Origin of the sequence: Tychonema sp. LEGE 07196 (genome assembly GCF_963890365.1) — a bacterium.
GTDB lineage: Bacteria > Cyanobacteriota > Cyanobacteriia > Cyanobacteriales > Microcoleaceae > Microcoleus.
This window is the reverse complement of record NZ_CAWPRX010000161.1, coordinates 14,532-40,466: the sequence shown is the minus strand read 5'-3', so window position 1 is coordinate 40,466 and position 25,935 is coordinate 14,532. Positions and strand designations below refer to the sequence as shown.

At 44.5% G+C, this 25,935-nt stretch carries 21 protein-coding genes; 8 read left to right on the top strand and 13 right to left on the bottom strand.

What is annotated here, in order from left to right; genetic code table 11:
* Nucleotides 1-35 precede the first annotated feature (35 nt).
* Nucleotides 36-1,097: a hypothetical protein gene (locus AACV78_RS18640; RefSeq protein WP_194008902.1), complete on the top strand. Its 1,062-nt coding sequence runs from the start codon at nt 36-38 to the stop codon at nt 1,095-1,097.
* A 12-nt stretch (nt 1,098-1,109) separates the two neighbouring features.
* Here the strand turns inward: AACV78_RS18640 and AACV78_RS18635 are convergent, their stop codons facing one another.
* Nucleotides 1,110-2,291, bottom strand: a complete 1,182-nt coding sequence (locus AACV78_RS18635; RefSeq protein WP_228042338.1) for a DNA methyltransferase family protein — start codon at nt 2,289-2,291, stop codon at nt 1,110-1,112.
* Between the two features lie 226 nt (nt 2,292-2,517).
* Complete coding sequence (locus AACV78_RS18630; protein ID WP_194008901.1) at nt 2,518-5,151, bottom strand: DEAD/DEAH box helicase; 2,634 nt, start codon at nt 5,149-5,151, stop codon at nt 2,518-2,520.
* Nucleotides 5,152-5,671: 520 nt separating this feature from the next.
* On the opposite strand from AACV78_RS18630, the gene AACV78_RS18625 reads away from it, so the two are divergent.
* Entirely contained in the window at nt 5,672-6,274 is a 603-nt protein-coding gene (locus AACV78_RS18625; RefSeq protein ID WP_194008900.1) for a CBS domain-containing protein, read from the top strand.
* Between the two features lie 334 nt (nt 6,275-6,608).
* Here AACV78_RS18625 and AACV78_RS18620 read toward each other — a convergent pair whose 3' ends face one another.
* Entirely contained in the window at nt 6,609-7,142 is a 534-nt protein-coding gene (locus tag AACV78_RS18620; protein WP_194008899.1) for a helix-turn-helix domain-containing protein, read from the bottom strand.
* Nucleotides 7,139-7,585, bottom strand: a complete 447-nt coding sequence (locus tag AACV78_RS18615) for a DUF6932 family protein (protein WP_194008898.1) — start codon at nt 7,583-7,585, stop codon at nt 7,139-7,141. The genes AACV78_RS18620 and AACV78_RS18615 overlap by 4 nt, the downstream gene beginning before the upstream one ends.
* A 269-nt stretch (nt 7,586-7,854) precedes the next feature.
* Here AACV78_RS18615 and AACV78_RS18610 point away from each other — a divergent pair, with 269 nt between their 5' ends.
* A complete protein-coding gene (locus AACV78_RS18610) occupies nt 7,855-8,052 on the top strand; it encodes a hypothetical protein (RefSeq protein ID WP_194008897.1) in 198 nt (65 codons plus the stop codon).
* A 253-nt stretch (nt 8,053-8,305) separates the two neighbouring features.
* Here AACV78_RS18610 and holA read toward each other — a convergent pair whose 3' ends face one another.
* On the bottom strand, nt 8,306-9,262 hold the full coding sequence (gene holA, locus AACV78_RS18605) for a DNA polymerase III subunit delta (protein WP_194008896.1): 957 nt from the start codon (nt 9,260-9,262) through the stop codon (nt 8,306-8,308).
* Nucleotides 9,259-10,674 carry a DNA polymerase III subunit gamma/tau gene (gene dnaX / locus AACV78_RS18600; protein ID WP_194008895.1) on the bottom strand — a complete coding sequence of 472 codons (1,416 nt, stop codon included), beginning with the start codon at nt 10,672-10,674 and terminating at the stop codon, nt 9,259-9,261. The genes holA and dnaX overlap by 4 nt, the downstream gene beginning before the upstream one ends.
* A 904-nt stretch (nt 10,675-11,578) precedes the next feature.
* Here dnaX and AACV78_RS18595 point away from each other — a divergent pair.
* Nucleotides 11,579-12,415, top strand: a complete 837-nt coding sequence (locus AACV78_RS18595; RefSeq protein ID WP_228042337.1) for an SGNH/GDSL hydrolase family protein — start codon at nt 11,579-11,581, stop codon at nt 12,413-12,415.
* Between the two features lie 239 nt (nt 12,416-12,654).
* Here AACV78_RS18595 and dnaN read toward each other — a convergent pair whose 3' ends face one another.
* The 6 genes from dnaN to AACV78_RS18565 form a co-directional block, all read right to left on the bottom strand.
* A complete protein-coding gene (gene dnaN, locus AACV78_RS18590; protein ID WP_194008893.1) occupies nt 12,655-14,205 on the bottom strand; it encodes a DNA polymerase III subunit beta in 1,551 nt (516 codons plus the stop codon).
* A 752-nt stretch (nt 14,206-14,957) separates the two neighbouring features.
* The gene (locus tag AACV78_RS18585; RefSeq protein ID WP_194008892.1) at nt 14,958-16,385 is read right to left on the bottom strand and encodes an ATP-dependent DNA helicase; all 1,428 of its coding nucleotides are present in this window, start codon (nt 16,383-16,385) and stop codon (nt 14,958-14,960) included.
* A 595-nt stretch (nt 16,386-16,980) separates the two neighbouring features.
* A complete protein-coding gene (locus tag AACV78_RS18580; RefSeq protein ID WP_194008891.1) occupies nt 16,981-18,222 on the bottom strand; it encodes a hypothetical protein in 1,242 nt (413 codons plus the stop codon).
* Nucleotides 18,223-18,683: 461 nt separating this feature from the next.
* Nucleotides 18,684-18,932, bottom strand: a complete 249-nt coding sequence (locus AACV78_RS18575; RefSeq protein ID WP_333093920.1) for a hypothetical protein — start codon at nt 18,930-18,932, stop codon at nt 18,684-18,686.
* A gap of 89 nt (nt 18,933-19,021) precedes the next feature.
* Nucleotides 19,022-19,336 carry a helix-turn-helix domain-containing protein gene (locus tag AACV78_RS18570; RefSeq protein WP_194008890.1) on the bottom strand — a complete coding sequence of 105 codons (315 nt, stop codon included), beginning with the start codon at nt 19,334-19,336 and terminating at the stop codon, nt 19,022-19,024.
* Nucleotides 19,308-19,655, bottom strand: a complete 348-nt coding sequence (locus AACV78_RS18565; RefSeq protein WP_228042336.1) for a hypothetical protein — start codon at nt 19,653-19,655, stop codon at nt 19,308-19,310. Before AACV78_RS18565 ends, AACV78_RS18570 begins: the two co-directional genes overlap by 29 nt.
* Nucleotides 19,656-20,082: 427 nt before the next feature.
* Between AACV78_RS18565 and AACV78_RS18560 the strand changes: the two genes are divergently transcribed.
* Together AACV78_RS18560 and AACV78_RS18555 are read left to right on the top strand one after the other, a co-directional pair.
* Nucleotides 20,083-20,658, top strand: a complete 576-nt coding sequence (locus AACV78_RS18560; RefSeq protein WP_194008889.1) for a hypothetical protein — start codon at nt 20,083-20,085, stop codon at nt 20,656-20,658.
* Nucleotides 20,659-20,877: 219 nt separating this feature from the next.
* Entirely contained in the window at nt 20,878-21,639 is a 762-nt protein-coding gene (locus AACV78_RS18555) for a class I SAM-dependent methyltransferase (RefSeq protein WP_228042335.1), read from the top strand.
* Nucleotides 21,640-21,711: 72 nt separating this feature from the next.
* Here the strand turns inward: AACV78_RS18555 and AACV78_RS18550 are convergent, their stop codons facing one another.
* Nucleotides 21,712-22,050: a helix-turn-helix domain-containing protein gene (locus tag AACV78_RS18550; RefSeq protein WP_194008888.1), complete on the bottom strand. Its 339-nt coding sequence runs from the start codon at nt 22,048-22,050 to the stop codon at nt 21,712-21,714.
* Nucleotides 22,051-22,340: 290 nt separating this feature from the next.
* Between AACV78_RS18550 and AACV78_RS18545 the strand changes: the two genes are divergently transcribed.
* Nucleotides 22,341-25,322, top strand: a complete 2,982-nt coding sequence (locus tag AACV78_RS18545; protein WP_194008887.1) for a DUF3987 domain-containing protein — start codon at nt 22,341-22,343, stop codon at nt 25,320-25,322.
* 136 nt (nt 25,323-25,458) lie between these two features.
* On the top strand, nt 25,459-25,728 hold the full coding sequence (locus AACV78_RS18540) for a hypothetical protein (RefSeq protein ID WP_194008886.1): 270 nt from the start codon (nt 25,459-25,461) through the stop codon (nt 25,726-25,728).
* The last annotated feature ends 207 nt before the right edge of the window (nt 25,729-25,935 follow it).

Sequence of the window (25,935 nt, the reverse complement as noted above, 5' to 3'; positions counted from 1 at the left end):
TTAATCTTGCACCGCGCAAGACGGACGGAACATCAATGTCATCCTCCAACACAGTTCGCGGTTCTGATGCACATAACTTCTCTGTTGTTCGCAGCGCTGAACTCACTGCGAGAGTTGCACAGGACTGCCAGCCAAACAAAGCCGACGCTAAAGATTTGTCTGCCCAGAGCACGCTCACTGATGCTGAAGCATTAGAATTAAGCAGCTTGGAAGCTACAGTCGAACGGAGCTTGAAAGCTTTTTGGGAAATAGGGCAAGCTTTGCGCCATATCCGCGATCGGCGCCTCTACCGACAAGACTTCTCGACGTTTGAAGACTATTGCACTAATCGGTGGGAAATGTCTCGTCGCTGGGCTTACCAATTGATTGAAGCGGCAACCGTCTATGAAAATGTGCGCCATGGCGCACAAATCCTTCCCGCCAATGAGCGCCAAGTTCGCCCTCTAACAGCACTACCCTCCCAAGAGCAGCCTAGGGCTTGGGCCCAAGCCGTTTCTACTGCTCCGAACGGCAAACTTACGGCTTTTCACGTTGCCCAAGTTGTTGAAGAACACCAGAAAAAAATTTCGAGGAATAAGTCTAACAACGAGAACAGTTCCAAAAACCAACGAACTCAAACAGCCAATCATCCGTCAAACCGTGAAATTTCAGCATCCACTCAAAAGAATGCTGGGGAATTGGGAGCAACATCCAGTCAGACAGAAACTCCATGCCGAAGCTGCTGGAATTGCTATCATTGCAGTTTTGAGCCTGTTCAAGACGACCCTCACAGTTTTTATTGTCAAAAGCTAGGCAAACTAAGCTTTATTGAGAAAGATGGTAACGAACGAGGATCTAAATGTAAATTGTGGCTCGATCGATGGATCGAGCCAGAGTTAGTCAAAAAGGCAAAACGAGCCCAACCAGATACTTTTACCTTAACTATACAGCTCCCGATACACCTGCAAGCCCAGATGCAAGATGCGGCTAAAACTCAAGGTCTGGCTGTAGCAGATTGGGCGGAACAAGTCCTCAAAGCAGCAGTTTCTACAATCAGTTTTGCTTCTGAAGTCCAGCCTACTCATAACATTACGCTCGCCGCCACAAGTGACAATTAGGTACGTATTGGGTTAGAAATCATCCAAATTAAACAGCGTAAATTGGTGAGGAGATGTTGTCGTTTTTCTGGATCGGCGTTTGCCCTTAACAACTTCTTGAATTACTGGATTTGAGTGAATTGATGTCTTCTCATTCAAGTCAATAACTTCTGAGCTTTCTCCTGAACTTATTTCATGTTCGACACGACAATCAGTATAATTTTCAGCCTGGGACTCGACTGGCTCAAACCACTCATTATACCAGTAAGCAGCGTTTATTGATTGAGGTCGATCGCTACTTAAAGTATTGCCAAGGAGCAAATCAGTTTGACCCAACCACCAAATCGGAACAGCCAGCCAAGGTGAAAACATATAAAACTGAAACAAAGCGCATTTTAACAGAGTAGGGTCTATATCTTGACCGATACCGCTCAGACAGTAATTCGACTGTGTTAACATTAAAGTACCCGTACCGCACGCAGGTTCATTGAAGCTGGAAATTCGCTCTGTTTTATCACCACTGACTAACTTAGATATGAACTGACACAAAGCTAAGGGTGTCGGATAAAACCCTGAACTTTTTTGAGCAGTCTTTCCGCAAATTTGGGGTAGCAGTCTGCCCATATAATCTTCAGGATATAGCATGAGAATTGACAGGTCAAACATCTGATAGAGACGCATTGATGCACCTTCACAGCCGGCGGGTTCTTTGGGTAAGATTTTATAAGCTGGATGTCCGAATGCGAACAAAACCCAGTCCAAGAAAAACTCCAAATAGTCCCAAGCTGACCAAGTTTTCCATTCTCCATGTTGAGGAATGCAATTGAGGCTATTATCTAACATGGCTTCTGCGGTAGGAGAATGCTGCCATTCGATTTGGGGAATCGGTTCTGCTGGCAAAGTTTCCTCAATTACAAATTTGGGTAAAATTTCTGGTTTTCTGTTCTCCAGAATGGCTAGCATTGGCTCCATCTTCCACCGCATCCAGGCATGAGCGGGGACAGCTTGACACAAAGCCCAATAATCCCACCTTCCCCATAAACATCGGTCTATTTGTGCGAGAATTGTTAAAAGCCAGCCATGCTTTAAATCTCGTTTGAGGTTGGGGATTAAAGCTTGCTTTTTCTTTTGTTTATAGGGTTGATTTCTAAAATGTAACAGCGTTGACTCTCTAATTTTGGAGTCAATGATTGGCAAGACAAGCTTGTTTTTCATGAGTACAAGTCTGAAAAATGCACCCCTAAAAACCGCAGTAGCGGTTCGCACAATTCTATGTTGATGCAAGCAGCGTCTTGTTTAATAAAAACAGTAAAAAAAATTGGGAATACAGTGTAGCTTTTTTGTTTGAAAAAACCTACACTGTATTCCCCGCTCCCATTTTCCCTATTTCTCTCTCCCCATTCCCATTTCTCAGCCGTCTATTCCACCAATTTTTTGATATTTAAGGAGTAGAAAATGCTTCGCACAGCAGCAGCCCCACCTGCTTGAGTAAAGCTTTATTACCATCAGGGCATCCCGACTGAATCAAACATTTAGGACAGCCAGAACTGCAAGAACAACTGCGGGCTAACTCAGCAGCCGCATGAGCTAATTGAGGGAGAGAACGAAAAATAGCTTCCGAGGTTCCCGAACCCCCTTCTGCTAAATCGTAAAAGAGTCCTGCATAGTCATTTGCACCTCTCTTCTCTACCAGAAAATTCACATCATTAGCTGAAGCCAAAATAGTCAGAGGTAAAGCTGCTAAAATTTGATGGCCGAAACTGTGAATAGCCAACAAATTCGCGGGGTACTCCCACAACTGCTGATATCCGGGCGGAATCTCCTGTTGAGATTGAAGCAATTCCTGGCGAGTAGCTGTTACTACCTGTTGCAGATAACATTCAACCGGGGAATTAAAACTAATTTGCAGTACAGGAGTCGCAAATTTTATTTCGTAAGGTTGCTCAAAGTTTACCTCATTAAGAACCGCTGTTAGCTCAGCAGAGCGAGTTCTCTTGCCACAAACAGGACAAGCAGTACATTTTGGTAAATGCTCTTTGTAATTGACGCACTTTCTATTGAGACAAGTTAACTCGTAATTGCGAGTTAATAATTGATAACCAGTGACGAGTTGGCTAATTTCTCCCCAAACCAGTTCCAGAATAGCTTGAGCTGGAATTGCCTTACTATCCGTTGAATTGGTTTGAACATTTCCTTCAACTTCTGGAATGACCAACGGGATTTGTTGAGGCAAACTCAAATTCTGCTTGAGGCTGGTATCAGTGTGGCTAATCGCTACAGTAAACAGTCGAGTTTCAGGGGTGTTTTGCAAAATAGCTTTGCCATTCAAGAGTGAGCGCGAAGTATAAGTCACCAAACAGCCGTCTGAGTTTTGCGTGCGGTAAATAGCACCAGGAAATACCTCTCGATAAGCAATCTCCGCACTGAGGAGTTCAATCTCTTCTTGAGTCTCCGCATCCACCAGTTGTATCGTGCTAGAACCCGTTCCCCCTCGAAAGTTTACATCTTTATGGGGAAAGCCCTTAGCCCATAATTTATCCCGGCTTTTGTGAAGAACACCTTGCTCAATTAAAGCCGTTGCAATTTGAGGAGCGCTCTTGCCAAAGTAGTGCTTGAGCTTATTGGCAGGAATGCCTGTTTCGACAGCCGCGCACATCAAATGTTTGGCAATATCTATGGGATAATTGGCATTAAAGCTCACCAATTCAGATTCGGCCGACAGCAACAATTCAGGGCGATCGGCAAAATAGTTATCCAAAGGTGATTGTGCAATGGGAATGAAGACAACTAAACCGGAGTTTGCGCGACCAGCCCGGCCAGCCCTCTGCCTGAAAGCTTGCAAGCTTCCCGGCCATCCCCTAATAATAGCAAAGTCAAGTTGAGGCAAATCAATTCCTGCTTCGAGAGCGCTAGTGCTGAGGATACACTTAACTGTTCCTGACTGCAAAGAGTTAATAATTTCCATGCGGCGCTCGCTTGTTAAACTGCCGTAGAAAATTGCTAGTTGCGACTCAATTCCACAGTTAGTTTGAGTCACAGCTTCTTGCTTAAAAGTTGCCCACAAGTTCTTAATTGCTTGTCTGCCGTTACCGAAGCAAATTCCACTTTGCCCTTGCTGCAACAAAAACATAATGATGCGAGCAACATCGGAATTAGCATCATGAGTCGGTTTAGTAACAATTAATTGCCGTTCTGGGACAGCAGCTCCGCTAGAGTTAATCCAAACTAACCGCTCGGGTTTATTGATATTTCGCTTGCGACTTCTACCAGATAGTAACTTTGCTAATTGAACTGGATTGCCAACGGTAGCACTCAACATTAGGAATTGCAGTTTTTGAGAACAACCTCCGCGCTCGTCTACTGCCAATTTTAATCGGCGAATTAAGCTAGCCATGTTAGCTCCGTAAACTCCGTTAAAAGTGTGAGCTTCATCTAGGACAATATAGCGGAGGCGACTTAAAAAATGCTGCCAAGGCTGACTCCAATGAACGCCTTTCAGCGCATAGTGAATTAACTCTGGTGTTGCGCTGATTATGCTAGGATTTGCAGCTAACAATTGTTCTCTGGTTTGTGGAGGAGTATCCCCAGTTAGAAGGGCAAGGCGCGGGCGCGCAGGCTCAGGAATCAGTTGGATAAAATCGGCAAGTTTTTGACTTTGGTCTGCTGTTAAAGCTTTCAAGCCATAAATAGAGAGTGCAGTAAATTGATGTTGGAGAATGCCCTCTAAAATAGGCAAGTACGCACTTAAAGATTTGCCAGAAGCTGTTGCTGTGCTGAGGATGACATCTTTGCCCTGGCGCACGGCTTTGAGTGTTTTAATTTGGTGCGAATAAAGCTGTTGAATGCCTTGGCGGTGCAAAGCAGAAATTATTGAAGGTGGCAAGTCTTGAGGAATTTTGTAGAGCTTAGGAGTTATAGCAGGCGCGATTGTCTGATAAATAACCTCTTCGCCTAAAAACTCACACAAATCGGCTGTTGCAGTTGGCTGCAAATGGCTTGCTTCTGGGAAGTTATTTTGGTGAAAATCATGTCTGGCTATTAGCTGGGAAAGAAGGTTGATATAATTGGGAGGCATTGGTCACTCTAAGAATGAATCTTTTCTCTTTTACTACCGATAGGTAGGAAAAAGAACGAGAGAGGAAATTAATAAAAAAACTGGGAGTCGGACTGATTTTGGTAGCAATTATGGGATTTGGTTCAGGAACCAACAAAGCGGTAGACTTCCACCTCACTGCGCGATTACCCTGCCCCGTGAGACGCTAGCATTAACACAGTACACTTGCTATGTATATAGCGGTTCTCAAGCAAGTGAGGCGTCAACTGCCCATTAAACTGCTACGCATTTAAAGTGTCTGTTGGGAATGAGGGGAAGAGAGGGAGAAAGGGAGAGAGTGCAGTTCTGAGTTGAAGGTTGGAATGTAGCAAAGAAGAGGGGGAGAAAGGGAGAAGGGGAGAAGGGGAGAGAGGGAGAAATTTTTACGCTTTTTCTACAAGGATTGAAGTATATAATTTAAAGACGCGACAGCTTACCAATTACCAGATGTACCTCATTTAACCCAGAAGTGTTATAGTATCCAATTAAGAATAATAAACCTATGCCTTACAGTAAGTTTACTCTCAGCAAAGCTGTCGATGATTTCCATCTCACAATCATTGAAGGCTCGCGTTTCTTACCAGAAATCCTCCCAGTGACTCCTAGTGTTTTACTACAGGATATTCTTAAAGAAACGATTCCCTGGGCTATCGCGGTGAGTAGCGAAAAAGCACGTTCTGAGGGTATAATCAATCCGGTTTTATTGGAAGTAAAACGCCAGCTTCAAGGACTGATTAGCGTTTTTTCAGGCGAGGAATTCAATGTAGAACCGGAGGCTGAACTCACAGGGTATGTTGACTTTCTCCTGAGTCGTTCCCCGGAACAACTATACATTAAAGCCCCTGCGGTTGTATTGGTGTCAGCCAAAAAAGAAGACCTTAAACCGGCTCTAGGGCAATGCCTTGCAGAAATGGTTGCAGCTCAACGCTTTAACCAACAAAAGCGACAGCCGATATCGACGATTTACGGAACGGTAACTAGCGGTACAGTTTGGCGGTTTCTTAAACTAGAAGAGCAATGCGCGTCCATTGACCTTACAGATTATCCACTACCTCCGGTTGAGCAAATTTTGGGCTTTCTCGTTTGGATGATGCAGGAAAGATGAGCTGCTATTAAACGTTTTTTGAGTAGATCGGTTAACTAATTTTCACTGGGAAGTGTAATAATGATGAGAGTGGGTAAGTTTATTGCGGCTCGGAAGTTTATACAAATAGAGATGAGAGTGCGATTGTACCCTCAAAAACTGCTGCGATATCTAGACAATAACTCAATACGCTTGGATTAACTGTTTTTGTCATTGCGAGCGTCTTCGCGTTAGCTTTCGCGATCCGTTCGCCGAAGGCGTTCGGTGAAGGGTAGGAAAGCAATCCCGTCTGTTTTTCACATCGTTTTACTGAACAGACTGCCTTAAATGAACCGTATTGGACAATAAATAATGACTATTTTTCGACTCTCTGAGCTTTAAATTCTAACTGCTTTCGCTGTCGTTCTACAAACTCAGCCAGAGAACTTTTCCTCCCTTCCATCTCCTGAAAATCCACCACAAAACTAGCTGTTTTCAGCTCAACCGCTAAAGCTTCAGTAATATCGATAATTTCCACCCAACTCGCACATTGATAATCTGAGTCTTCGTATTGCTTAATTCGATTTTCTTCCAGCCCCAGTCTATCCGCAAGTTCTTTTTGAGTCATTTTCGCAGCAATTCGAGCTTTAATTAAGACTCTTGGCAGCTCTAAAATCGAATCTACTTCAATTTTGAGGTCAAGAGTGCGATCGCACTCCACCAATCTTTCATACTCAGCTATTTCTGCCCTAAAAGTATCCAGATGACTTTGGATAGATTCACGCATCACTAACCACCAAGGATCGTTCTTTTTCACCTCTTCATCTTGGGCGTCATACTGGGCTAGCGTAGATTCACATCTTTTCGCTAACTCTTGGGTATACTCATATTGCTTTTTATTTCTAATCATGGCGACCACCTTACTAAATCTATAGCAATAATTCCTTTAGGATGCAGCTCTCTGTCCCGTTGAAATAATTCATAGGAAGTTAGATCGTAACTACCGACTGGCTGGTCGGACGGAAAGATTTCACCGCGATAAAGAGCTTTCTGTGCGGCTCTATCTGCATAATTTCTCAGTCGAGGAGCATGAGTTTTCAGATAATTCATATCAACCTCTTCTCTATCCCAACAAGCATCAAAATCTTGAGGAGCTAGTTTGCTAGTAATAAAACTACCATTGATGTAAATTGTTCTGCATCCTGCTGCCTTTAGCTGCTCCATTGCCATTTGCAAACCATCTATCATGCGAGTACGAAGTGGTGTTATTCCAAAGCGATCTTTGAATTCTTCCCATTCGGCCCAATACACTCCTGGTGGCAAATTGCCGTTCTCATCAAATTCGGGAATCATACCCTCACACCTTTACATTTTAACACAATTTTATTGTCGGTTTTTATAGCTATTGATTTCCTCAGCATACCTGAATATGTAGGAAAAAAGCCATCGCTCTGAGTGATAATTAATAAGTTGTAACAGAAGCGACTGGTGCGATGCAGGGTTTTGAGTTAACTTTCAGTTCTAATTCGACACCGAATGTTCCGAATATTCCGACTCAATACGGTCAAATAGAAGTCGCCACAACTACATTTAGACTCAATGGTCAAAGTCACACCTAAACGATGGAATACGACGAGGATTCGGAGAACCTAATCGTCGCTATCAGAACCTCCCAAGGTAACAGTCAATCAGTAGTTTATGATGCCTTGGAACAGGCCAAATCGATGACAGATGTATTTGGCAACGTCACATCATACAGCTACGACTTGCACCAAGCATCCGGGCCAACAATACAACTCCACCTGCTGGGTCGGTTGTAACTCGCATTGACGAAATTACCTTACAGAAAAAATATGGTAAGCGGAAAGCGAGCAAAACTTTATTTAGTCCGCTCGATGCAAGCGACTCTCTTAGACTTTAGTTCCAGTAAAATTTGGCAACAAATCTGGACTTATTGTACATTATATTACGCCAAAAATGTTAAAAAATAACTTGGATAAGTAATGAAACAACAGCTTTTTTAACAAGGCAGTTAATGAAAGGCTGCCGAATTAACTCAGCAGCGCTTTCCTGTTATTTAAGGTGAGTGAGTTGAGTGATGCTGAGCAAAGCAGGCAACATCGAGTCAGGCTTATCTCCTGTTTTGAGAGCAATTTCTAAATCAAACAAAATGGAGAGCGATCGACTTAAGAAGTTCGCAGATACTTCCTTAACCTCCTGCTTGAGGAAATACAGTCGTTTGGGGTTACTAATTCCGCACATACTAGCAATTTCACTATCAGAACGTTGTTGGTCGGAATTGAGAGTAGCTTTTACCCACAACCAAGTTTTAAACTGAGTTTGAAGAGTCGCGATAATTGCCAAAGGAAACTCTGCCCTAGAGAGCAATTCATCAAGCACCTTAATTGCCGCCACTGCTTGACCTTTTAAAAGAGCTTCGGCAAGTTGAAAACAGTTGGCTGTGCTAGCTGGCACGAGGATTTTAGCAGCTTCTTTCGTAATGCGATCGCCTGCTGCATAAATGGCTAATTTCTCCAGTTCACTAACTCTTCTAGCAGAATCGTTACCAATCGCTACCGCTAGATAGCTGACAGCATCTCTGGCAATTGAGAGATTCATCTGTTTAGCATTAGTAGCGATCGCACTTTCAATCAAATCGGTACGCCAAGGGGGAATGAGAGTAAACTCCTTAAGTTTACCAAACTGCAACAAATGCTTGACTACCTTGAGTCGCTTGTCAATAACAGCAGCAGTGAAGACTAAGTGCGTTGTAGCAGGTAATTGGGGCAAAATTTGCAGCAATTCTAGCCCCATTTCTCCAAATTGCTTGAAATCGCAATTTTCAACGACAATAAGTTTGTTTCCTCCGCCGAAAGGAACTGAAGCAGCAGCAGAGAGGGCTGCATCCAGGAAAGAAGCATGGAAGCGGTGGATGTTGAAATCTCGCCAGAGAAGATGAGTTTGAGTCTTAAACTTTTCAACTTCTCGTTCAATTGCGTAGGCATCATTCCCAATTAGGATGCTAATCATGCTGCTAACTCCTCCTGTTGTTTGACAGTTACAGTAACAGAGCGGCCTAAAGCTTTAGTAACGATACGCTGCACGGATTCAAGGTTAGTTTGAAACTTTTTTGCGTATTTTCTTTCTACTGCTAACACGCATGAATCAGCAGAAAGTTCGGCAATTTGAGCGCGGTTTAAGAGGCTGCGATTGCCTGGTTTCGCTGCTGCTACTACTTGCGCCCAAGTTGCCTCGAAGTCAGGAGAATATGCCTCTATTTTTTGAGGGGTTCGATCGAATTTGTCAGGCCGATCAGATTGGGAAGTTGCCGGCAACCGCGTTTCGGGGGCAGCTGGTTTGCTTGACAGCATCAAGTTCAGCAGACAGACTTCTAACCAGGTAGCCGCATTGGTGCTAGTTCTCAATTGAAATTCTGATTTTTGCAATTGTGTACAAGCGGCATCAATTGTTTCAAAATCGAGATGAAGAGCGATCGAGCGCAGTTGTGAGTAGCCTACTGGCCCTGCAATTAAATTCTGGCAGTGGCGCGTTGATTTGACAATCAGCAAATCTCTCATTGCTGCTAGCAAGCTGCTGAGAATAAGTTTAGGGGTTTTGCCGCTGTCAATCAGCGTTCTTGCAGATTGCAGTACGCTTAAGGTATCGCCAGAATGAATGGCTTTGATAAGGGCGATCGACTCTTGCTCGCTGATACTGCCAGATACTTCTGCAACTTGAGTTAGGGTAATCTCTGAGTTTAGCAGTGAAAGCTGAGAAAGTAACTGCAGGGCATCTCTTAACCCCCCGTCACAGGTACGAGCGATCGCCCGCATGGCCTCACTTGCGATCTCAATAGATTCAGCGGAGCTAATTTTGTGCAATTGTCCGATAATAGCATCAACTGACAAGGCTCGGAAGTTAAAAGTTTGGCAGCGGGAGATAATTGTCGGCAGGACTTTATGTGCTTCAGTCGTACAGAGAATAAATACCACATGAGCCGGAGGTTCTTCAAGGCATTTGAGGAGAGCATTTTGAGCGCTGGTACTGAGTTGGTGGCACTCGTCTAAAATCCAGATGCGGTAGCGGCTCAGCGCTGGGGCAAAGTTGCTGTGTTGTATTAATTCTCTGGCATCATCCACGCCATTGTGAGAGGCAGCATCGATTTCAGTTACGTCTAAGCTTGAACAGGAGTCAATGGTTTTGCAGCTTGAACATTCTCCGCAAGGAGTGGCGGTTGGCTTTTTGCTATTCAAACAATTGAGGGATTTAGCAAGAATGCGAGCGGTTGAGGTTTTGCCTGTTCCTCTGGGGCCAGTAAACAGGTAAGCTTGAGCAATTTTGTCGGAGGTGATGGCATTGGTCAAGGTTGTTTTGATTGTGTCTTGACCCACTAATTCTTGCAGGCTTTTGGGGCGGTATTTGAGGTGCAGTGGTTGGTACATTTTGAGTGGTTAGAATACTTCTGCTGACTATTCCCCGATAGGGGAGGCATTACCCAGCAGCAGTTCGATCGATCGTCCGGTTGTTCGACTCTTGCCTAACTTTATGGGGTAATTACCCAAAATATGTACGGTTACGTCCCCTCCACAGCGCTATGAGCTAGATACCATTAGAAAAGTGTCAAAATAATTCGTAATTGTTAATGCAATACTCCGGACAGTTTTTGGAACGAGACTACAAGCTTACGCGGGGCAAGGATCATAAATAAAGTCGAATTAAATGCAAGCCAGGGGTGGAGCTGACATTGATTTAATTATCCACAGTGGCTCAAAGTCAAGCGAGAATAAGCCATTGGGCCATATAAAAACTGTCCGGACTATTGTTAATGCGAAGTTCGTAATTACAATTAGTAGGTTCTTCCAATACTGAATAAGTCGTAATTGTTAATTAGCCATTCGCAACAATTACAATTTGTAGAGGTTCCTTCCACTGAACAAGTCGTAATTGTTAATTTGCAATCCCCAACAATTACAATTAGTAAAATTTCATTCACTGAACAAGTCATAATTGTTAATTTGCAATTCTTAATTGCGAGCTTTGATTACAAATAGCGAAAGGCGAAAGGCGTAATTACCATTGGTTTATTATACTTCAAAAACTTCAAATATGGGAGGAAGAATTAGCAATTAATTTATAAAAAATAACATTTAGTTTTATGATGAACATAAAGTTATGAGGTAACAAACTGAGTTTTTGTTGTAATTACTTAATCGCCAATTCGTTCGCTATAACGTACATATAGGGCAAAAAAAGGCTCAATTTAAATTAAAATTAAATAGTTATTTAAAAATTTTAACAATGTTGAAAAAAAAGTTTTTTGCAGTAATTCTTGCGCTTTTATCTTTTATGGTTGCACTTATCCTATCAGCTCAAAGTTCTGAGGCTGTCAGTGAACTCTATGTATTTGGGGACAGTCTTTCGGATATGGGAACGGTGTTTCGATCGACCGGGGGTCAATATCCGCCTCGATCGACTTACTTTCAAGGGCGTTACTCGAATGGTAAAGTTTGGGTAGAGTATCTTGCCGAGCGCCTGAAATTGCCGCCTGAACGAGTCACTAATTTTGCCTATGGAGGTGCAACAACCGGAAGCGATCGCAATAGCCTTGTCCCTGGTTTGTTAGCGCAAGTTCAGTCATGGACTAACTCCCAAAAACAGGCAAATCCTCATGCGCTGTATGTACTGTGGGCGGGTGCGAATGACTATTTGCAGGGGGCAAATAATGCGAATATTCCCGTGGAAAATGTGGCGAGGGCGATCGCATCTCTTGCTGCTGTGGGTGCCAAAAATATCCTGCTGGCAAATTTACCAGATTTGGGGCAGTTACCGGCGACGCGAACAGGCGTTAATTCTGCAAGGCTCACTGCATTAACACAAGCACACAATCAGGGTTTAAGGCGAACGGTTAAGGTATTAAGTCAACAGCATTCTGGCTTAAAGATTGCGACTCTGGATGCTAATGCGCTTTATCGGGAAGCGATCGCGAATCCGGCTAAATATGGCTTGACAAATGTGACGGGTGCGTGTTTATCGGGAGGAGGTGTTTGCGGTAGTCCCGATCGATTTTTGTTTTGGGATGGCATTCATCCTACGACTGCCGCACACCGGATTTTGGGGGAAGCAGCATTTGCTCTTGTGCAGGAGAGCGGGATGATTAGATCTGAATTGGGGACGCTTCGGTAAACCATTTTTAGGCTTTCCGGGCGATCGGCACAAGAACGGCATGAGGCCCGTCAAACTGATGATAGAGCACTTCATAATCTGTAGGATTTATACATAATTTACGCAACACCACAGACGGGGCTGTTTATCGGGGGGGGTTGGCCTCCTATTACACCATATACGAACACTCTGCGTAATTTTGGCTATACGATTGCGGTAAGGGAGAGCATCAAATTTAGATACCACTCCCCACCTTTCAATTATTCTTGCGGAGCGACAATGTATTCGCACTCTAAAGCCTCTGTACCCGACGCAGGCGTTCCAAACGGTGCAATCAGTAGGGGAGCGGTAGGAGTTGCCATTAACACCCGCAAATCAGAGCTGGAAATCGCTTTGGCTGTATCAATCAAATAGCGGATGTCGCACTTGAGACGAAACTCACAGCCCCATAGTTTAGCATCAACTGTCTCAGTTCCTGAACTGAGAGTATTGTTGAGTGATGCTCGCACTTGTTGGGCATCTAAATCGAATTCTAAAATAGCTGTTAGGTGAGACTTGTCGCTGTGAGAAGCTAACCTCTCTAAGGCTTTTAAAAAGCTCAGCCTCTCAACCACCACTTGATGGCTAAATTCAGGTCGATAGGGAGCGATAATTTGGTCACAAATTGGATATTGCCCTTCTAGCAACTTCGTTGTCAACCGCCAATTATTCCACTCGAATGCGACAAAATTACTAGGTTGCTCTGGCAAACATTCATAGTAAATCGTAACTTTGTCAGCAGAATTCAAAGAACGCTCCAATAACCGGAGTACCTTAGCAGGGACAGTAAAATTAACTATTTGACTGCTCAAAAGATGGGAATTGCTGCTTTCGTTCAATCCTAAAACCATTGCTACCCGATGCCCATCTGTCGTCCAAACTCTCAGTTGATCGAGTCCTCTGTCTGCGTCGTGACTGAGTTGAAAATTCCCTCCTGTTAAAATGCGTTTGTTTTCCTCAGAACTGACAGCAAATAAGCTAGCTTTTAGAACAGAAATTAACACGCTAGCAGGAAGCGTTACAAGTTTCTGTTGAACGCTGGGGATAGCCGGAAATTCGTCCGCAGCTAGCCCGCGAATGGCGTGCTTGCTTCTTGACGCACTCAGAGTGGCACTGACTGATGGAACGTCGCTTCCTTTAATAATTTCAGAAGAACTCTTTAAGGTAAGGCTGCCGTTAGGAAATTTTCCCAGAATGTCAGCAAGTATGGGTGCGGGGAGGGTAAGCTTTCCAGATTGATTGACATTCGCACCAAAGCTCACTTGCATTCCAAATTCTAAGTTGTAAGCAGTCAGGTGCAAATGTTGAGTTTCAGCATCAGCTTCAATCAAAATATTGGACAAAATGGGATGGCTGCTATTGCTGGGAATGATGCCTTTCAGAGCTTGCACGTAATCGTTGAATTCTCTTGAATCGCAGGCAACTTCAATAGCTGATGGGAGAAGGGAAGAAGAAGGCAATATTGCCTCATTTGACAATGTTTCTAGAGAAGGAACACCGACGGCTGGAAGTTCTGCAAAACTCGTGCAAGTTTGCAAGGCTTCTACTTTTTGTGGAGAGATTGTTGATGGTTCGCAAACCGAGTCAGTTTCAGTTTCTTGTGGAGAGATTGTTGATGGTTCGCAAACCGAGTCATTTTCAGTTGTTGCTTTGACTGATTTCTTCACAGTTTTTGCAGAATTAGTTGCTGTTGCAGTCGATCGTTTTTTCCTAACTGCTGTCTCCACTACTTCTTTTTTACGCGGTATTCCTGTCAGTCGAGATTTTGCCATAATTAGTCTGGTGTCAGGGGTGCGATTGGCCGCTGCGGTAGCAGCACTTGTTATGGTGCCTGAGAAAGGGAGTGAGAAAGGGGAAAGATAAGGGAAAGGATAATGGGAAGGATAATGGGAAGGATAATGGGAAAGAGAATATAGCAATCCTAAATGATTCACAAAAATTTATAAGTTACATCTGAACTAATACCAACCTACTCTGGATTGGTGAAGCCCGATGTGTTCACAACCGATTTAGGATTGCTAGAGGAAAAAGAATGGGAAAGAAAATGGGAAGGAACCCACGCTTAAAAGCATAGGATTGAAACATGGACATTTTGTATCAAAATCGGTGCGGATCGATACAAATAAGCTGTTCTGCATTTAAACTGCACAGTCAAAAGTTGATAAAGTTCTTGTGGGTGGGCCAGAAAGCCCGCACAAAAATTGCAATTTAGATGTCGAACAGCTTATTGATTTTTTGAGCGTTGCTATCAACCCACAACTAAAGTGTTTTATTCATCTTTACCTTCTGCTTCCCCTTGCCTTTCCGTTTCTCTTTCTTCTTATTTTATAAATAGGACTTACGCACAAACTCTACTTGTAGAGCGCTGATGGCACACGTTACGTTACTACTACAAAAGTGTAAAAATAGAAGGAATGCAGCGTAAGTCCCGATGGAAACAATTTCTGAAAGTTGAGCATTACTGACTGTTTTTCACAAAAGTCTGTGCCTGTTACTTGAGGACTTTACCTATTAGTTGAGGACTTTACATTGTACTTGAGAAGTTTACATTGTACTTGAGAAGTTTATTGTTTGAGTACGAGTCATTGGGGGCAACAAATAATATCCGATATCGGCAGCGGCTTGCACCGACATAATAAAGTCGATGGTACTCTTTAAGTTTCTGTTGACGGCTCAAATCTTTGCCGATTAACAATCTGCTGAAAAGGTCGCTCCCGTCAATGCCAACTTCATCAAAAGTGCTGCCTTGGGAATTGTGAATTGTCAGAGCAAAGCAATTGTCAATTTCAGCAAACAAGTCATCTTTGAACCAGTAATATTTTCTCCAAAGAAATCCATTGCGTTTAGCACTCTTTAGCTTTTCTTTAAGTTCAGCCTGGTAGCGCTTATTTTCAGACTCGTGCAGGACAAAGATTTGCCGAAAGAAACCGTTATCAGTCACAATCTTTAGCAGCCAAACTCGATAGCCTCCGTGCTGGTTAATCTCAACTTCCTTGACGGTAAATTCCGTTGAAGTCGGCAAAATTACGGTTTTCCCATCGGGTGCCATGACGGGTTTTTTGGTAATTAGCCTTTCTCCCGGTACAAATCTGGGTGCAGCTTGACCGTAGACTTGTTCTCTGATAAGCTGATTGTAGTATCTGACTCGTTTGTTAGTCCAGCACAGAATTCTGAAGCGATCGGGATTTTGACTAAATTCCAGATTGATAGTTTTGACGGCATATTGTAGCAGCGTTTCTGATTTAACTTTGAATGCACCGTTTGACTTGTCTCCTTTTTTGTATTTAGAGTGTGGCAAAAATATGTCTGCTTTGCTATTGACAAAAGAGCGGCATTCTGTTATGAAATCGAGCACAGGGCTTTCCCCTGCTTGCCTGACAACTTGGGTCAGTACAGCTTTATTGGCAATGCTAAAAGCAGGCGACTTTTTTTCTCCTACAGGATTAAGTTGAGCGGGGTCGCCCATTAAAATTAGCTTGCGGTGATTGAAGAATGTGCGTTCAAAATTGCGTTCTATCCATTTCCACAATTCGCTTCCAACCATCGAACATTCGTCGAGGAAGATGATATCGTAGAGGTGAAGGCTGCTGGAACTTGTCTGTGACAAGGCTTTTTCTTGTTCTTTTCTGACCATGCCTAATCCTAAAAGTTGGTGTATTGTCATAAAATCAACTCCGAAAATGCCTTGATCCGCTGCCATTTTTCTGAGGATGCCGACTGCTTTGTTAGTAGGTGCTGTGAGGGCAATGCGTTTGCTTTGACTCAAGAGTTCTTGGATAATTTGGAAGACTATTGTGGATTTTCCAGTTCCTGCGTAGCCGCACAGCAAGAAGAATGACTCGGTAGTGGTTAGAAAGGTTCTCAATTTGTCAAGGGCTTGCTGCTGTTGCGGTTTGAGTGTGAAGGCAAATTGTGTAAGTTTCTGGGGTTGTTCTAGTAAGGCTTGAATCATTAGTTAATGTCCATTACTAATTTTATCAATCTCTGATTAAGCGTTAGCTTGACGGGGAAGTCTTTCAAGAGTAGGTTTTTTAGATTCCGGGCAAGGGAGAGAGGGAGAGAGGGAGAGAGGGATAAGCGAAAAAGCCCGGATTTCGACTTGTTATGCCTTTAAAACTTGCCTCTTGCTTGCCCTCAATTTCTGAATTGTAAAAAACCTACCCTTGAGGGGAGAGGGGAATGGACGCTTATTAAGTAGTCCGATAATCCCTCTTAATCGCTCATTATTTACGCAGCGAGAATGATTTTTTGTCATTCACAAGTGTTGGCTTTCACTGCGTTCTGCAATAGGAGTTACGTTACGCGAAAACCGGGTTTTTTTAGGAAAATACTGCATTTGAGTCTTTAATAGGAGTGAAAAACCCAGTTTCTTTGGTATTTATGCGTCCAGGACTATGCAAGTAAACTCCAAATCCCAAACCCTTATGTTGCCCTTATAATTCGTAAGTCCTGTTATAAAAATTTTAAGAGAAATAGGAAACTTTTCTGTTTTTTCTACCAGCAAAAAAGCACCGTTTACACCCTACGGAGTGCTCGCTACTTCCCACTCATCTCCTAAATGGCATCCTTTCTAAATCAAGTTTAACAACTTTTTCCAAAGCTTCAAGACGCTTGTTTAATGTTTTATGTCGGGGACATTCTACAGCATACTCATATTTAGAACCTGTATGTTGAAGTTCATAAATTTGGCACTCAATTAAGTTGCTCAAGTTGCCGACTAGCTTTTTGACAGGTATTAGCCACGCTTTAGCTAGTGCTTTAGTACGAAACCCAATCCAAGCTGTAAAGTAGGAGCCGTCTTCGCTAATTTGATAAGCCACATTGGGCGATAATTTAACAATAGGTTCGATGCGGGCAATACCCAAACTTTTGAGTTCTCTCAAGCTGTAACTTAGGAGTTCTCCGCTGTTCCACTGGATGTGAAATGGACGTGGCTCTTCAACGTTCAAGTGTTGGACTCTCCCCATTCGTTGAAATCCTTCTCGGTGCTGTAAAATGCAATCTCCCTCTCTAAATCCGTAGAATCCTTGTTTCTTGGCTAGGTTTTCTAACTGCTGCTTCCAGGCTTCTTCACAAGCTATGTCAAAGTCGAGAAGTTCGTAATTTTCTTCGCTCAATTGTCGAACCAGCTTTTCTTTCAACTGCTGTTTTTGGAGCGGCATAGCGAATTCTAAGAAATTATCGGGCACTTCAAGAGCTAAATGCGTCTTAGCTCTGATTCTGAGTTCATTGACAGACAAACAGCGGGCGTCTTTTAATTGCTGGGGTGCAGGAATATCTATAGTACAACTTGTCGGGTAGCCGGGAAACAGGTTGATGGGAAAGTGATACAATTGGTCGAGAGCCGAGATGAGAATGTGGTGTTCGGTCAGGGATTCTACTTTGAAAGGAGTTGCATTGCTGAATTGTACCTGGTCGGAATTAGCCAGTACGATGGTTGTGCAAGTTGGAAGTTCTCCAGCAGTTTTTTTAGGGATAAACTGAGGAACGAGGGAGATTGTGAGGGCGCGGATTTCGTCGAGGTTATAAGTCCAAGAAAATGAATCTTCGCCGGGACTTGCGTCCCAAGTAATTGTCACAGGTTTTTCAGTTTTGTTGAGAGAAGTAACAATACCGTATTGGTTGCCTGTTTTTACGATATCGTTTAATTTGAAGGGATGTTCTTCAGCAGGTGCATCCGGGAGGAAAGGGAAAATTACTGCAATCACTTCTTTAATTTGAGGGGAGTGCTGGCTGGCTGATTCAGGAAAGGTTTTGTGGGGGTTAATATTAGAATTGTTAGTATTCATAACGGTAAAAAGTTGGTTATCCCTTAACTTCTCCCGCTAGGGGGTAGCTTTTAACTTAGAGCGTTTCTCAAGCAATGGTTCTTGCTTATTGCATTGCCGGAAATGACTTAGCTGTTGTTAGAGGGGAGACTCTGTTGCTGCAATCGCAAACTATACTGGTATCAGCCAGCCCTAGAATCGCACAGCTATCAACTTTAGGATTATTACTCATATAATTAGAGAAATCGATACAAAATGCGATGGCTCTGGAGCGTCAATTAAAAGTCTAATAACAAGCTCTAGTTAGTAGAGTTTAACAAACCCGGTTTTGACAATCTATCACTCCAGTTAACAGCCCCCAGTAGATAAAAAATTACCCCAGCTATCAGTAGGAGCTGTAGCTGGGGTAATTCGCCCGAAAGCGGATATATTAATCTAACGCAGCTATATCGATTAATTCGATTTCACATAGAGCTGCGTCGTTATTCTTTAGGCAAAGTAGGCTTTGGTGGGATGTCAAAAACAATCACAAATGTGAATTCTTTGACAAACCGCTGCAAAACCCGAAAATGATCGTCTGCATCCCTCCTCCTGCGAAATCGCGCCACAACAATACGCTGACAATTAGGAAGCAGCTTAATGATGCACCACGGATGCAATCTCTCAAAATAAGTCATTTTAACCTCACCAGCGACAGTAATAGGTTGCGTTCTTTTTTCCTTGCTTGCCATTACGCTAGTTGAGAGAATATTCTTCAAGACAGGTCACGCTGACCTTGACAATTAATTAGGTTTGTGCTTTAAACCGCTCCAATTCTCTTCTAACGCACCTTCTTATCTTCGGAATGCGGACACAGCAAGTTCGCCAGTACGTCGGGAATCTCCTCAAAGTGTTCCAGCAGAAAATCCATTACTGCCAAATGGCGCAAATCAACAGCAGTAGGAAATCTTCGATTTTTCCCCCGCTTAAACCAACCCTGTACTGTCGAATCAGAGCGGGAACAAATTTCGGCAATTTGCTCGTAACTTACCCCCCACTTGACATAAAACTGTTTCGGCGTCATGCCCAATTGGCATTGGCTGTAAACTGCAATCAAATTGCGTTCTCTATCTGTCAAAGTATGTGGCTTTTTCATCCTCATACCTCTCTAAATCTTCCTCCCACGCCGTATCAAATTGACACCAAGCTGTACTCTTGGAATCAGGAGCCAGCCAAATTACGTAGCACCACATCCAACAACAACGGCGCTGTTCGTAGTTGTAAAATTTGCCAATAACTATTCCCCAATCGGCTTCTTCACCAACATCAGTCCAGCGCACCATCTCGCCACACTCAAAGCGCGGGGGATGAATTTGGGCAAAATTTGCAGGCAACTCAGTTGAAGGTGGTATATCCTTCAACTGTTTTAGTGGCAGGCCCGAAATCAAATCTCGCTTTCCTTTTGAGATTGACATGAGTTATTAACTGTGCATCGAATGCATCGGATTTGTTTTGATAGGTTTTCAGGTCAATTTCTTGATAAAGAAATTGCAGCGTGGTATTTTCTCAAATCAATTAATTTAAATGTATACTTTACAGAGTATTGTCAAACAATTGATGCCGTATTTTTACCCGCATTTTAGCCAATTAAACTGTCAATTTATCGCGGGAATAACTATAGGTAATTTTGATTGGTGCAGGTGAGTGTGACCTGTGATCGCTCTTGTCTTCAATTTCTGATTTATCGGAGTTTGTTTCTTCTTTTAAAACAGATTTAACTCGCGATGGCCCAGAAATACGCAGTTCTTTCAGGCGCATCTGAGTCCGCGAGCATCAGCAGGCCATCGCGAGTTACCTCAAAGAACTGCGTATTTTTACTTAAAGACCGTGCTTACGAACGCGATGTACGCAAGACTTTCAACATCGGTGAACGGTGTTGTGACAGTTGGGGTGCGGGATGTGGGTAACAATGCCCTAGATTTCTGCCGTAATGCCATCAAGTGGCTAGTGCGTTTGAATGCAGTGGATGATTTAGCATGGATGTACAACTTACTTGGTGCCATTTACAACACTACAGGCAACCTTGATGCTACCTTGGAGGAATATCGCGATGCTATTAGTTACGCAGAACCAGATGGAAATCTATACCTTGCAGCTTTAACCCGCCTCAATCCGGCGATCGCGCCCCTCTCAGCGATGGCAGTTGGCTTAACCAAGGCAATTGCAAGTCGCCGCAAAAACGTCCCCGTGCAATATTTTTACCTGGGACTTGATTTCGGTAATAACCTGATGAGTGCCCGTCTAGCTGAGGGGATCTACATCGCCGTACAAATCTCAGAAAAAGAGAGGCGAGTGTGGGATTGGAGCGATTGGGTGCACGATGCTACTATAGGTCTGATAGTCAACGATTCAGATCGCACCGAGTTAATTCCCCATAACTACATCGCTTTTGGCATCAGTCGCTACGAGGGGCAGTAGACGCGGGTTATTCTCCGAAACAACACCATGTCGGTCAATCGTTTAACCAGGTTCTGCTCCCGGTATGGTTCCAGATTAAACAAACGCCGTTCCTTTTGATAATGTTGAGAATTTGAACAGAGTGAAAACTGAGATCAAGCATACAATTAATTCTGTTAGGCAATCAGTTTAGAAATCAATAGTTACCAGATCGTTTAAACACTTTTTTCAGGAGTAGATATGGACGCACAAGGCTACACATCTGGAAATTCGTATAAAAATTCATTATTTGCTCAGCTTTATGATTTTATCATCGAACGGTTAGGCAGACAAGACTTAGATACGGAGTTTTTTAGGCTCTGCTCAGAACAATTTGGAGAGCCGATATTGGAAATAGGATGTGGCACTGGACTTAAACTTCTTCCATTAGCAGAGATGGGTTTTTCGGTAGTGGGCTTAGATAACTCCCCTCAAATGTTGAGCGTCTTTGAGCAAAAACTCAATAATGCTAAACCCGGATTGAAAGAGAAGGTTCAATTAATACTTGGCGATATGACGGCTCCACCTATTAATAGAAGGAAATTTTGCCTAATTATTTTCGGCGGTAGTCAGTTTCTGCATCTCAGTACCGACGAGCAAAGGCTTTCTTGTTTGAACAATAGTCGCTGTTTGCTTGCTGACGAAGGTGTTATAGTTATATCCAATTCAAACCTCTCGCAAAAATCTGAGTACAACTGGACAGAAAAATCAGAACAACTTAACCATGAATGGATACTACAAGCTCAAGGCAAATGGGAAAATGGTGCGTATCAGGAAAATTTTAAACTCATTCCAACATCTCAAATGCAACAAGAATATTTGTTCGGTTGGCGTCTCTATCCTGTTAAAGATACTCACATGAAAAATTTGATAGAAAGTGCAGGTTTGCGATGTGTTACTCTGCCATCAAATCTGCCTATGCCACAGGGAAGATATATCTATATATGTAGGAATAATATTTAAACCAATAAAGCTGACAGGGTTATAACAGATGTATTTTAAGCTGTCACAATGAAGATCGAAAGTGCTGCGTTACTACACTTGCAAAACTTGACTCTCACCCGATTTGCAGCAACGCGCGATCGCCATCAACAATTCAGGAATCTCCTCAATAGAAATCTCCTTAATTGCATTCTCCACACCCGCTCCTTCCACCAGCTCCCCAGCTACCAGCGAACAAAAATGTTTGCGTGCTCCCGGAGCAATCTTCTGCATCGCCTCCAACAGGTTGTCGAGCATCTCGTCAGTTACACCCTTCTTGCCGTGCCTAAACTGCGACACAAGACTCTCGCTGACCCCAGCAACTCGAGCTAGGGCTTTGCCACTGATGTCATAACGTTTCAAAGTATTGTGGAAGGCTTCATAAATTAGCATTAAGATTTGTCACCTTAATTCACTGTGGGTGAATCTAGATTTACCATTGGTAAATAATTGGGGTCAAATTGGAGGTTTTTGATGGAGACTGACCTGCATCCACAGCCGCATCAAGCTTTTTGGCTGGGGAAGCAAAATTGGGTGCTATTTAACTTTAGCAAAATTAGGAGGTTTGCCAACACAAATTGCCAAATTTTTAGCAAAAACTTCTCGGTAACCCGGAGCCGGCACTTGGAAGATGTCAAAACAGGCATCGCCCAATTCCTCTCATATCGCTTGGAGGTGCACCGATGAGCGACATTAATCAGGCTCCCCAGACGATCGCCCAGACAATCGACTGGCTCCACAATTGCTTGGGCAGACCTGCGCTGCCGGAATGTCCCAAGGAATGCGAAAGGGACTGCGACGTTCCCGGAGGCAAAGCGCCTGCTTGGATAAACCAGAAAGGAAAAGCAGTCAAAGTCAGTTGGAAACCCTATCAAAACCAATTGCCAACTCAGGCAAACTTAGCGAAGTGGTTCCCCCGCACCACTGGCATCGGCACTCTCGGCGGCGGACCTAATGCACAGGGTCACTACATCGCCTTTGTCGATCTAGATCGCAAAGAAAAAGTCTTCTCCTCGCCACAAGCTTTTGAGGCGCGCCTTGAACAGTGGTTCAACGACTACCCCCTCCTGAATGTCGCCCCTCGATTTCGCACCCCTTCCGGCGGATATCGAGTTATCCTCGCCTTCACAGAAGAACCAGATTGGACAGCCTTCAGCCTAGATAGAGACAGATCCCGAATGGGCGAACTGCTTGCCCGAAACGGCGGTCACACCCTGCTGCCCCCTACTGTCGGCGCGAACGGCATCCCATACCGCTGGGAATATTTTGTTGCATATCCGCCTACAGTTGCCAAACCGGAAGATGTTGGTATTTACCCAACACGGCAACAGCACCCGTCTGTTCCTGCCAACACCTCGCCCCGTTCTGTAGGAAGTTACGTCCCCGGCGCAATTCGCCTAGAAGACCTCATCTCCCCCCGCACCCTTGAAATTCTGACAGGTGGTGCCAAAACAGGCGATCGCTCCGACGCCCTGACCGCTCTCGCCTCCGAATGCTACGGCTGGGAAGAGTTCTGCCACCGCTACAGTATCTCCTACTCCGGCACCACTGAAATCTTAGCCGAGTACGCCTGGGGGCAAATGGAAGACAGCAGCCGAGATCCCTACAAATGGCAGCGCATCCTCAAAACCATTAGCCCCTCCGCTTGCCAAACCGCCGCCGAATATCACAGCGGAGACTCTGAAAATTGCTGGAAAAAGATTTACCGGCTGGATCGAGAAACCTTCCAGGCTTCATGCCCCCCTCACATTAAAGACAGGATTTTAGGAGAATGGGGTATCGACAAGCGCCCCAGGGCATCACCGACCGCGAGCCAGCAGCAGCTCAATTCTCAAAAGTTACAAGCAGATGCGCCAGAGAGCATCCCGCCAAACAACAGTGAGGTTACAGATAATTTTTACCCGCCGGATTCTGACAGCAAACAGAAAGAAAACCTGCTCCTCAAATATATCGATCGGCTCCTCGAACGGGGCAACATTCCCCTGTCAGAACGAAGATCCGAGTGTGCCCAAATCGCTCAAGCTTTGGAACTCGACCCCAAATACGTCGAACAAATCGTTTTAACCCGACTGCAAGAATGGCAGTTCGCAGAAGTCGAAAGCGAAAAAACCCTTATTGAAGATTTAGTTAGCAAGCGCAAGCAGAGTCTCGACTTGCACCAAATTTTACCGCCTGAAATTGCCTGCATCCTGGCACAAATCGCTGCTGCAATGCCCACCAGCGCCGAACACCTGATGACAGTAGGTTGGTCAACCTTCGGCTGCGCGATCGGCACGGCCGCTGAAGTTGTTGCTTGGCCTGGATTCAGACAAAAGTCCTGCGTGCTGTGGACGATTAACACCGCCCGGTCGGGGAAGCTTAAAAGTCAAACTCAAGAAGTTATGGTCAATCCCATCCGGCTCTTGCAGCAGGAGGCCAACAGCGAATACTGCATTGCCCTCAAAAGCTACAAAGAAGCACAAAAAGCCTCCCAGCAAAATCGAGACCCTGACAGCCCGCCCGAGGAACTCCCGCCCCCACCCGTGCCCCGCGAGTATTGGGTCGAACACATCACCGTAGAAGCCCTGATCCGCACCATCAACGAAAATCCGCGCGGCTTCCTCGTCCACCGCGACGAAATCGACGGCTTCTTCAAAGCCCTCAACAAATATCGGTCTGGCAAGGGGGACGACGAAGCCTTTTACCTCACGCTCAACAACGGCGGCGGTCCCAAAGTCATCCTCATTGACCGCGATCGCCGAGTCGAGGTGGAGAGGTCGTGCGTCCCCATCACCGGCACCATCCAGCGCAAGACGCTTGACGAAGAGATGACGCCCCGCAAAATTTCCAGCGGCTGGATGGCCCGGTGGGTAATCTGCTTGGCCCAGATGCCCAAACGGCGGCGGACGCGACTGCCCTACCCCGACATTGACGCCTTTCTCAAAGACATCTACCACAAACTTTCCGTCCTCAAAATGCACTATCGTCCCGTTCAAAATGAGGAGACAGGCGAAGTGCTCAGAGATGAAACGAACCGCACTGTTTACCAGGGTTTTCCGATTACTTACCACCTCAGCGACTCGGCAGCCGACTACTACGAACAGCACTTCTTCAACCCGATGGTCGAGCGCGAAGAAGCTGAACTTAATGAAGGCTTCCAGCTAGCCATGTCCAAGTGGAGTGGGTACTGCCTGCGGATTGCCCTCATCCTGCATTGCTTGCACGAAATCTGCAAGTTGAAAAACCTGGACGGCACCCTCAAAACTTACTTGCAGTTGAAAGAAGAGTGGAAGCTCTCAGGCAGGGAACATTCCGAGAAGCCTTTTGAGATTGAAATCCCTACCTTGATTGGGGCCGACATCATTCAAAAGGCGATCGCCACCAGCTACTTCTACATCAACCAGGCTGAAGTGCTTTACAAAGGGCAGCAGCAAGATGAGGACGATACAGTCCCGGTCATCCAGAAACTGATTCAGAAATCAGAAGAGTTGCGGGACACGGTTGCTGAAGGTTGGATCAGCACCCGTGAAGCATACCGCAACTGTCGCGAACTCGTTGCAGGAGCTAAACTGCGCCAGATGTCGAACACCGACTTTACGGCTGCGGTCTTCAACCAAATGGTTTCGATGAACCTCGGTGAAACGAAAAAGGTCGGTAAGTCTTTCAAGTGGCGGATTCTAAGATAATTGTTGCTCGGCCACGTTTTGGCGGTTATATCATTTCCGAAAAACCCTGCTACAAACACGAGCGTTGGGTTGATTCGCAAGTCAAAGCCAACAAAAAAGTTGCTACTGTTGCAGAATTTTTCGGAAATGGTATTAGTTGCAAGCCCGCAGAGCGATCGCGCGAACCGAGTTGCAAGTGCAGTCCAGGGTATTTGTGGCAACTTGCAAAAAATGCCGTCCTCCGACAGCAGCGATTCTTCCAAAGTCTTCCAGAGTAAGCGATTACGTTATCAATAATGACAGTTGTGACGATTCTCAACCGTCATTGACGATCGCGCTTCCCGTCTGGAGCGCTCTACACGGTGGGGCTGCTCGTACCGGAGTCAGAATCGTCAAAACCAGGCAGGGCATTCCTCAAACCGCATGATAGAAATCTGACCTTAGCGGGTATTTGCACTTCAATCGTCAAAACCAGGTAGCGCATCCCTCTTGCCTTATGTGGAGTGAACTCGATCGCGAGAATCGTCAACCAGACTTACGCAAAACCTCTATATGTAAGGTGCGAAGTGATAGCGTAACGCATCAAACCACCACATTTTTTGTCGCGGAGTGAGTCGTGGTCAAAAATTTTGTA